Source organism: Streptomyces populi, from assembly GCF_002911015.1.
In the GTDB taxonomy this organism is placed as follows: domain Bacteria; phylum Actinomycetota; class Actinomycetes; order Streptomycetales; family Streptomycetaceae; genus Streptomyces; species Streptomyces populi.
The window spans coordinates 1-9723 of the sequence record NZ_KZ627031.1; the positions used below are offsets into that span (position 1 = coordinate 1).

The window sequence follows — 9723 nt, forward strand, 5'->3', positions numbered from 1 at the left end:
CGCGAGGCCACCGGCGACCCGACGGCGCACGCGGAGGTCCTCGCGCTGCGCCGGGCCGCGGCCCGGCTCGGCGAGTGGCGGCTGTCCGGGTGCACGCTCGTCGTCACCCTGGAGCCCTGCACGATGTGCGCGGGAGCGCTCGTCCAGTCCCGTGTCGAACGGGTGGTGTACGGCGCCCGCGACGAGAAGGCGGGCGCGACCGGATCCGTCTGGGACGTCGTCCGCGACCGACGGCTCAACCACCGGCCCGAGGTGATCGAGGGCGTCCTCGCCAACGACTGCGCCGCACTGCTCACCGACTTCTTCCGCGACCGCTGACCGGCCGACGGCGGCCGGGCGCCACCGCGTACGCCCACGGACACACCGCCCGACGACGGCCGACGACGGCCGCCGGGAACCCGGCCGGCGGCAACGGGGCGCGCCGACGAGCGGCGTACAGGACGGCCCGGACACCGGCCGAGCACCTGCCGGACGGCGGTCCGCGTCACCCGTCCCACGCCTCCGCCCCATCCGGACGGACCGGTCCGCCGAAACGGATTTCAGACCACGGCCCACCTTGGGGTAGGGTCTCCCTCGGTAGCGTGTCCGAGCGGCCGAAGGAGCTCGCCTCGAAAGCGAGTGTGGCGCAAGTCACCGAGGGTTCAAATCCCTCCGCTACCGCAGATGGGAGAGGCGCCCGGTTCATCGAACCGGGCGCCTCTCCCGCTTCCGTTCCGGTCGGCCGCCCCCGCGCGACAGCCCGGGAGCGCGCGCCCGCCTGAGCAACCCCTGAGCGGGGCGGGTGTTCAGCCGCCGGTCGGCTGCCGGACCCCTCGCCGGTTCGGTCGCCACCGCAGGCGTTCTCATCGGATGCCGGTGGGCCGCGTCATGCCGAGAAGCCTCCGGTTCCGCGTCGGATGCGCCGGACGGGTCGAGCGGCGGGGACGCGCCCGGGGAGGGGCGTTCGCGGACGCCGTAATCCGCCGTGGCGGACTTCGAGCGGGCGCGGTGGACGTCGGCGTCGTTCGAAAGCGTCGGCCCGCTCCGGTCCGGCATGAGCCTCGGAGCGGTGGCCACGGAGACGGCGGCGGGCTTCGCGGGCGACGCGGAGGAGCCCCGGCGCCGCTCGGCCGCCGGGGCTCCTCCGCACCCGGAAGGGTGCTCCGCTCCCACAGAGGAGGGGGGAAGGGGCGCATCGGGGCACGCCCGCTTCCCCCACGGAAAGGACCCTCGAGTCCACGCCGCCGTCTTGGGGGAGTGTCGGGCGGCGAGAACCCCGCAGTGGGGTCCCTCCGGCCCCGCGGACTCCTGTCGGTTCCCGCCGGGGCTCCCTTCCATCCTGGACCGCGAGAACGCCCGTGAGGCCCGGCAAAGGACCTCCACCAGCGGGCCGTTGGTCCTTAAAGACGACGTGAAGGTTAAACTCGCCGCCGGCGGCAGGGGGCCGACGGGCGCGGAAGTCACAGGGGAGGCCGCCATGGCGGTGAATTCGAAGAAGATCGCCATCTACGTGCTCGTGGTCTTCGTGCTCTATGTGATCATCACGGATCCGGCCAAGGCCGCCGACTACGTCCAGATAGCGTTCGAGGGCATATCGAACGCCGCCGGGGCGATAGGCGACTTCATGACCTGGATCGCCGACGGCGCGAAGAACTGACGCCGGGCACCGACGCCCGCGCGGCGGGGATCTCGCGCACCCGGCACCGGCACAGGCGTGACGCGGGGCGCGGCCGGGCGAGGCTTCGACCGCGACCGCGCGAAGAACCACCTCACCACCAGGGAGTGCCCGTGATCCGCCATCTGGTCCTCTTCAAGCTCAACGACGGTGTCCGGCGTGACGATCCCCGCGTCGTCGAGGGCGTCGCCGCCTTCCGCGCACTCGGCGACCTGATCCCCGAACTGCGGTTCTGGGAGTGCGAGTGGAACATCAGCGACCGGCCCGTCGCGTACGACTTCGCGATCAACTCCGCCGTCGAGGACACCGACGCGCTCAAACGCTACCTGGAACACCCGGCGCACACGGCCGGTGTCGCCCTCTGGCGGGAGTTCGCCACCTGGGTGATCGCCGACTACCCGTTCTGATCGTTTTTGATCGCACACTCTTTCCGGGCCCTTGACCGCAACCGGTCAGGGGCTCTCGGCGTCTTGGACCTCAACTCACCTCCAACTCACCCCCAACACGGCGTTATGCGGTGCTTGCACACAGTGCACATGTCTTGTGATGCTATGACCGCTTTTGGCGAACGAGTTGACGGGTACGTTGACGGATCGTTGACGAATGAAGAGGTGGCGTTGACCGTGTCGGCCAGTACTGCGCCGCCCCAGGAGAAAGTCCCGGCCGAGGACCGGGCGACGGCCGTCGCGTCCGCCCCGCCCTCGCCCCCGGCACGGACCACGGCGCAGCCCACGGCCCCGAACCCCGCGCCGGGCGCCCCCGACCCCGCGCCCGGCCCCGCACCGGCCCAGGGGGCCGCGCAGGAGCGGCGCCGCGGCGCCGACACCCGGGCCCTCACCCAGGTCCTCTTCGGCGAGCTCAAGGTGCTGGAGCCGGGCACCCCCGAGCACGACCGGGTCCGCGGCGCCCTCATCGAGGCGAACCTCCCGCTCGTCCGGTACGCGGCGGCCCGCTTCCGCTCCCGCAACGAGCCGATGGAGGACGTGGTCCAGGTCGGCACCATCGGCCTGATCAACGCCATCGACCGCTTCGACCCGGAACGGGGCGTGCAGTTCCCGACCTTCGCGATGCCGACGGTCGTCGGCGAGATCAAGCGGTACTTCCGTGACAACGTTCGCACCGTCCACGTGCCGCGCCGGCTGCACGAGCTGTGGGTGCAGGTGAACAGCGCGACCGAGGACCTGACGACCGCCTTCGGGCGCTCGCCCACCACCGCGGAGATCGCCGAACGGCTGCGCATCACCGAGGAGGAGGTGCTCTCCTGCATCGAGGCCGGACGGTCGTACCACGCGACCTCCCTCGAAGCGGCCCAGGAGGGCGACGGACTGCCGGGGCTGCTCGACCGGCTCGGCTACGAGGACCCCGCGCTCGACGGAGTCGAACACCGTGACCTCGTACGGCATTTGCTCGTACAACTGCCCGAACGCGAGCAGCGGATCCTGCTGCTCCGCTACTACAGCAACCTCACCCAGTCACAGATCAGCGCCGAACTGGGTGTTTCCCAGATGCACGTGTCAAGGCTCCTCGCCCGCAGCTTCGCGCGTCTTCGATCCGCAAACAGGATCGAGGCGTAACCGAAAAGAGCGATTCGCTCAAGGTCGATTTTTACGTCGGTTCAGCGCTGAAAATCCGTCAGACCCCCTTTTTCCAGCGCTGATCCACCCTCCACATGTCGACAAGTCTCTACAGCGTGTTGCCGACATGTGACATTCTTCCGGGAGCGCGTTTGCCGCGGCCTCGCCTCCGGTATTCAGGTGGAGGCTGCGTTCCTCCGACGGGAGCGACTGCCGCGACCGTCCGCGACCCAAAGGGGGTGGCATGTCCGCAGATCAGGGCAGCTCGAAGGTGCTCACGCTCACGAAGAGCGACGCAGTGCCCGAGGCGCACGCCGCGCTTCACGACGTCCCTGCCGCCGAGGCCCCGGAAGCCGCTCTGGTCCCCGAGTCCTCGGGCGCCATCGACACCCGGACCCTGTCCCGCTCCCTCTTCCTGCGCCTCGCGGCACTCGCCGAGAACAGCCCTGAGCGCGGCTACGTCCGGGACACCCTCATCGAGCTCAACCTCCCGCTCGTCCGGTACGCGGCGGCCCGCTTCCGCTCCCGCAACGAGCCGATGGAGGACATCGTCCAGGTCGGTACCATCGGCCTGATCAAGGCGATCGACCGCTTCGACTGCGAACGCGGTGTCGAGTTCCCGACCTTCGCGATGCCGACGGTCGTCGGCGAGATCAAGCGGTTCTTCCGCGACACGTCCTGGTCGGTGCGCGTCCCGCGCCGGCTCCAGGAGCTGCGCCTGGCCCTCACCAAGGCCAGCGACGAGCTGTCGCAGAAGCTCGACCGCTCTCCGACGGTCGCCGAACTCGCCGCGGCTCTCGGGGTGTCCGAGGAGGACGTGGTCGACGGTCTCGCCGTCGGCAACGCGTACACGGCGTCGTCACTGGACTCGCCCGCCCCCGAGGACGACGGCGGCGAGGGCTCCCTCGCGGACCGCCTCGGCTACGAGGACACCGCGCTGGAGGGCGTGGAGTACCGCGAGTCGCTCAAGCCCCTGCTCGCCAAGCTGCCGCCCCGTGAGCGTCGCATCATCATGCTGCGCTTCTTCGCGAACATGACCCAGTCGCAGATCGGCGAGGAGGTCGGCATCTCGCAGATGCACGTCTCCCGCCTGCTCACCCGCACGCTGGCCCAGCTGCGCGAAGGGCTCATCTCCGACTGACCGGCCCGCGCGGGGTTCATAATTGACGGATCGTCAGCCAGACTGGCGCGATGCGTCAGGAGCCGATGCGTCACGAGTCGACGAGCGGCCGTCGAGGTGCCCTGGTGAGTGCCTCGGCGGCCGTGCTGTGCCTGGGCGGACTGCTGGCCGCGTGCGGGGGCGGCGGAGGCGGCGGCTACGCCGCCGTCGGGGCCGCGGACGGCTCCCCACGGGCGCCCGGGGCGGTGGTGGCGCCTTCGGGCGAGGTGTCCCTGGTGCCGCTGGACGGCAGGCCCGCGCGCGGCTCCGGATCCCCTGGGGGCGAGGCGGGTTCCGGGTCCGGGAGCAGATCGCCGGCCACCGGCCCGGCCGGGGCCCCGGCCGACGGTGCGGGTGACACGGGAGGCCCGGACACCGACGAGGGCGACCCCGGGCCGGGCACGAAGGACGCTGGAGGTACGGGGACGGGGACCGGCGGCGGGTCCCCTTCGCCCCCGGGTTCGCCGTCGGACGGCGAACCCGGCCGTACGGGCGGGAGTTCGGGGAGTTCCTCCGCGCCGCCCGCGCCCGGACCGACGGTGAGCGCCGGTCCCGCCGTGCTTGCCGTGAGCGGCACCTCGCGCGCGGCCACCGACCGGCGGTGGTGCGAGAAGGTGACCGTCTCCTTCAGCAACACCGGTGGTACGGCGGTGCGTTCGGGCACGGTGACGTTCGGGACGCACATCATCGGGGCGCTCGGGATCGACTGGGCGACGATCCGGTCGACCGAGGCCCTTCCGGCGCCGATCGCCGCCGGCGCGAAGAAGAGCGGGACCTGGACGGTGTGCGTCGACTCCTGGCGGGTGCCGCTGGGCATGCACGTCGAGACGCGGGACGTGTCCGTCGATTGGAAGTAGGGGCGTGGCCCTGCCGGATCACGCCACCCCACTCACGCACCGCTCAAGGAGTGCGGCCCGATCACATGAAGGCGAGCCAGGCCACCCCGACGACGACCGCGACGGCGAGGACGACGCCGACGATCAGGCCCACGCGGGGACCGGCGGGGGCGGCCGCCTGCTGCTGCCGGCCCTGGGGGGCCTCGTCGACGAACGCACGGAACATCTGAGTGCTGCCCGCGGGGTCGTAGTTGCCCTCGGGGCCCTGGGTGTTTGCCATAGGCCGGACCCTAGCGAATGCGCGGGAGCTGCCCAAGTGCCGGGTTCGCCTTCACGCCGTTCGTGACGCTTCCGCACCCCTCCCGCGACCAGGGCGCACATGATCCCGCACCACCCCTTCCCCTCGCCCCCGGTCCGCTCCCGCGTCACCGTTCCCTCCGCCGCTCCCACCTGCTCGTTTTCGTTCGCCAACACTTGCCTTTGCCAAGTTTTTAGCTCTGAAATCCCGAACTCGTTTGCCTGCGGCAACCAACTTCTTTATGGTTGCCCCAAGCAACGAATAAGGGAGGTGCGATGGCCGAGCAGGCGCAGTACGAGGAACTGGCCCGCCAGCTCAGCGCCATCGGTGCCGTGAAGCGGGGCCTGGGCCGGATCCTGCCGCCCGAGTGCCCCGCGGGTTCCGCCGCCGTGCTCACCCTGCTCGGCCGGTACGGCGAGATGCGGATGAGCAGGCTCGCGGAGCTGCTCTCCGTGGACATGTCGGTGACCAGCCGCCACGTCGCGCACGTCGCCGACCGGGGCTGGATAGAGCGGTGCCCCGACCCGGCCGACAAGCGCTCACGCATCCTGCGCCTCACCGAGACCGGGCACGCGCAGCTGGACGAGCTGTCCCTGCGCACGTCGCGGCTGCTCTCCGACCGGCTGGGCCACTGGTCCGACGACGAGGTCGGGCTGCTCATCGAGCTGATGGGCCGGCTGCGCGAGAGCTTCGGCGACTGCCGCTCCCCGCAGCGGGCACCCGCGCACCCTCCCCCGTACGCGACAGACGTATCAGAACCGACCACCCGTACACCCGCGTAAGCACGCAAGAAAAGGAACCCCATGGCAACGACCACACCAGCCGGTGTGCGGGGCTCTCACGCCAAGCACGGAGGCGCCGACGGCGCTCCGATGACGCACCGGCAGATCATGGAGGCACTCTCCGGGCTGCTGCTCGGCATGTTCGTCGCGATCCTGTCGTCGACGATCGTCTCCAACGCGCTCCCCGAGATCATCGGCGACCTGGGCGGCGGCCAGTCCGCGTACACCTGGGTCGTCACCGCCGCGCTGCTGTCCATGACCGCGGCCACGCCCCTGTGGGGCAAGCTGTCCGACCTGTACAGCAAGAAGGCGCTCGTCCAGATAGCGCTCGTGATCTACGTGCTGGGTTCGGCCGCGGCCGGGCTCTCGCAGAACGCCGGCATGCTGATCGCCTGCCGTGTCGTGCAGGGCATCGGCGTCGGCGGCCTGTCCGCCCTCGCGCAGATCGTGATGGCCGCGATGATCTCCCCGCGCGAGCGCGGCCGCTACTCCGGTTACCTGGGCGCGACGTTCGCCGTCGCAACCGTCGGCGGTCCGCTGCTCGGCGGTGTCATCACCGACACCAGCTGGCTCGGCTGGCGCTGGTGCTTCTACGTCGGTGTGCCCTTCGCGATCATCGCGCTGATCGTGCTGCAGAAGACCCTGCACCTGCCCGTCGTGAAGCGCGACGTGAAGGTCGACTGGGGCGGCGCGTTCTTCATCTCCGCCGCGGTCTCGCTGCTGCTGCTCTGGGTCACCTTCGCGGGTGACAAGTACGACTGGATCTCGTGGCAGACGTACACGATGGTCGGCGGCGCGGTCGTCCTCGGCCTGCTGTTCGTGCTGGTCGAGTCGAAGGCGAGCGAGCCGATCATCCCGCTGCGGCTGTTCCGCAACCGCACCATCACCCTCTCCTCCCTCGCCTCGCTCTTCGTCGGCGTCGCGATGTTCACCGGAACCGTGTTCTTCAGCCAGTACTTCCAGCTGGCGCGGGACAAGTCCCCGACGATGTCGGGCGTCATGACGATCCCGATGATCGGCGGCCTGTTCGTCTCGTCCACGGTCTCCGGCCAGATCATCACCAAGACCGGCCGGTGGAAGTACTGGCTCGTCTCCGGCGGCTTCCTCGTCACCGCGGGCCTCGGTCTGCTCGGCACCATCCGCTACGACACGGCCTACTGGCACATCGCGATCTTCATGGCGCTGCTGGGCCTCGGCATCGGCATGATGATGCAGAACCTGGTGCTGTCCACGCAGAACCAGGTGGCGCCCTCGGACCTGGGCGCGGCGAGCTCCACGGTGACCTTCTTCCGCTCCCTCGGCGGTGCGATCGGTGTCTCCGCGCTCGGCGCGGTCATGGCCAACCGGATCACCGACTACGTGAAGGACGGCCTGACCGACCTCGGCCCGAAGTACGCGGCCCTCGCGTCCGGTTCGGACTCGAACTCCAGCATCCCGGACATGGACAAGCTGCCCGCGCCGCTGCGGAACGTGATGGAGAGCGCGTACGGCCACGGCATCGCGGACGTCTTCCTCATCGCCTCCGGCATGGCGCTGATCGCCTTCCTCATCGTGCTGTTCATCAAGGAGGTCCCGCTGCGGACGTCCGGCGCGATGGCCCAGGCCACGGCGGAGAAGTCCGGTGCGCCGGCCACCGAGGCGCCCGTCGCCGAGGCGGTCGAGGCCGCGGCCACCGCCGCCCTCGCCCCGGCCGCCGTCACCGCACCGGAAGCGGGCCCCGAGGACGACGCCGAACCCGCCCGCCGCGGCGAATAGCCCGAGCCCCGGCCCGTGGGATGCGCGCACCCTGAGCGGCGGTGCGCCCCCACGGGCCGGTTTTCATCGCCCAGGACCGGACATCCGAGCCGTGCCGGAGCCGCCGGCCTCCCGGGACCGGCTCACTCGCCCTCGCCGGCGTCGATGACCCGTCGGGCCAGGTCACGGAGCTTGACGTTCTCCCGCTGGGAGGTGCGCACGAGGCTGTCGAACGCCTCGGAGGCGTCGATGTCGAGCCGCTCCATGAGGATGCCCGTGGCCTGCCCGATCAGATCCCGGGTGCGCATCGCCTCGGTGAGCTGTTCGCGCAGGGTCGCCGAGTCCAGCGCGATGCCGACGTGCGCGGTGAACAGCCGTCCTATCCGGGCCGCCGACTCGTCGAAGGCGCGGGGCGCCCGCGCGTACGCCGTCAGGACGGTCAGCCGCCGCCGGTCGGCGCGCAGCCGCAGCGACAGCACCGACCGCAGCCCGAGGTCCGACAGCGCGGGATCCCCGTCCTTCGCGGCGCTGTCCTCGATCCGGGCCACCGGCGCCGTCCACAGCCGGCTCCAGTACGGGTGGTGCTCACGGCCCGTGTCCAGCGCGTCGGCGGAGCGGACGACCTCGTCCGTCCAGGCCAGCGTCTGCCGGTCGGACTTGGGCTCGATGACGGAGATCCCGGCGTACTCGACGCCGGGCAGGATGCGCACGGCCAGCCGGACGGCGGTGCGCAGGGTGGCGTGGGGGCTCGATGTCTCGTGCAACTGCTGAGCGGCGGCCGTGAGGCCTTCGGCCAGCTCGAAACCCGTATCGGAACGGGACAATTCGGAAAACTCGGACGCAGCCACTACGAACCTCTTCGGCATGCACGGCCACACGGCCATGCGCAGGAGAGCTCCGCAGCACATTCCCGACTGCGAGCACAGGACGAAGAGCACTTTATCCTCTTCACCGAGGTCGGGTGCCGCCCGCAGGCGGTGGCGGGGCACGCGCCCTACGCTGATCGCATGGCACCCCACATCGCGACGAACACCTCTGTCTCCCTGGACGAGTTGCTGGACTTCGTACGCCCCCGCCACCGGGCGATCCTGCTCACCCGCCGCGCCGACGGCGGCCCCCAGGGATCCCCGCTGACCTGCGGTGTCGACGACTCGGGCCGCATCGTCGTCTCGACGTACCCAGAGCGCGCCAAGACCCGCAACGCCAAGCGGGACGAACGGGTCAGCCTCGTCGTCCTCAGCGACGAGTGGAACGGGCCCTGGGTCCAGATCGACGGCACCGCCGAGGTGATCGACGCCCCCGACTCCGTCGAGCCCCTCGTCGAGTACTACCGGAACATCGCCGGTGAGCATCCCGACTGGGACGAGTACCGCGAGGCGATGCGCAAGCAGGCCAAGTCGATCATCCGCGTCACCCCCACCCGCTGGGGCCCGGTGGCCACCGGCGGCTTCCCGGCCCACCTGGCCCCCCAGGACTAGGCACGGACTTTCTTTCGCCCCCTCCGCCCCTACCCGACCCTTGCCTGGGGCTCCGCCCCGGACCCCGCTCCTCAAACGCCGGAGGGGCTGGAACCTTCCCGGAGTGCGCCCGCACCCGGGATCCGGCGTGAGGGGCCGTGCCGGTACATCGATGCCCGTCGCCACCGACGCCCACCCCTCACCCGACGGCGACGGGCCGATGCACCGG

Annotated in this window: 10 protein-coding genes, 1 tRNA gene and 1 pseudogene; 10 read left to right on the plus strand and 2 right to left on the minus strand. The window is 70.9% G+C overall.

Translation table 11 applies throughout. From position 1 onward, the window contains the following. The 7 genes from CW362_RS41425 to CW362_RS41455 all read left to right on the plus strand — a co-directional run. A partial coding sequence (locus CW362_RS41425) for a nucleoside deaminase (protein WP_103554752.1) occupies window positions 1-318 on the plus strand: 318 nt, incomplete at its 5' end. A 257-nt stretch (window positions 319-575) separates the two neighbouring features. Then, window positions 576-660 (plus strand) — tRNA-Ser (locus tag CW362_RS41430). Between the two features lie 796 nt (window positions 661-1456). Further along, window positions 1457-1636: a hypothetical protein gene (locus tag CW362_RS41435; protein ID WP_103554760.1), complete on the plus strand. Its 180-nt coding sequence runs from the start codon at window positions 1457-1459 to the stop codon at window positions 1634-1636. A 131-nt stretch (window positions 1637-1767) separates the two neighbouring features. After that, window positions 1768-2061: a Dabb family protein gene (locus CW362_RS41440; protein WP_103554753.1), complete on the plus strand. Its 294-nt coding sequence runs from the start codon at window positions 1768-1770 to the stop codon at window positions 2059-2061. 216 nt (window positions 2062-2277) lie between these two features. After that, entirely contained in the window at window positions 2278-3228 is a 951-nt protein-coding gene (locus tag CW362_RS41445; protein ID WP_240658331.1) for an RNA polymerase sigma factor SigF, read from the plus strand. A gap of 244 nt (window positions 3229-3472) precedes the next feature. Next, a complete protein-coding gene (locus CW362_RS41450; protein ID WP_103554755.1) occupies window positions 3473-4369 on the plus strand; it encodes an RNA polymerase sigma factor SigF in 897 nt (298 codons plus the stop codon). Between the two features lie 50 nt (window positions 4370-4419). Beyond that, entirely contained in the window at window positions 4420-5244 is an 825-nt protein-coding gene (locus tag CW362_RS41455) for a hypothetical protein (protein WP_240658332.1), read from the plus strand. Between the two features lie 61 nt (window positions 5245-5305). Here CW362_RS41455 and CW362_RS41460 read toward each other — a convergent pair whose 3' ends face one another. Next, window positions 5306-5503 (minus strand): hypothetical protein, encoded by a 198-nt coding sequence (locus tag CW362_RS41460; RefSeq protein ID WP_103554757.1) that lies wholly within the window; start codon window positions 5501-5503, stop codon window positions 5306-5308. Between the two features lie 293 nt (window positions 5504-5796). On the opposite strand from CW362_RS41460, the gene CW362_RS41465 reads away from it, so the two are divergent. Further along, on the plus strand, window positions 5797-6303 hold the full coding sequence (locus CW362_RS41465) for a MarR family winged helix-turn-helix transcriptional regulator (protein ID WP_103554758.1): 507 nt from the start codon (window positions 5797-5799) through the stop codon (window positions 6301-6303). 90 nt (window positions 6304-6393) lie between these two features. Beyond that, window positions 6394-8049: pseudogene (locus CW362_RS41470) on the plus strand (MDR family MFS transporter); the annotation flags it as partial. A gap of 131 nt (window positions 8050-8180) precedes the next feature. Here CW362_RS41470 and CW362_RS41475 read toward each other — a convergent pair. After that, window positions 8181-8903 carry an ANTAR domain-containing protein gene (locus CW362_RS41475; RefSeq protein ID WP_103554761.1) on the minus strand — a complete coding sequence of 241 codons (723 nt, stop codon included), beginning with the start codon at window positions 8901-8903 and terminating at the stop codon, window positions 8181-8183. A 141-nt stretch (window positions 8904-9044) separates the two neighbouring features. Between CW362_RS41475 and CW362_RS41480 the strand changes: the two genes are divergently transcribed. Then, window positions 9045-9515 (plus strand): PPOX class F420-dependent oxidoreductase, encoded by a 471-nt coding sequence (locus tag CW362_RS41480; RefSeq protein WP_103554759.1) that lies wholly within the window; start codon window positions 9045-9047, stop codon window positions 9513-9515. Window positions 9516-9723: the final 208 nt, after the last annotated feature.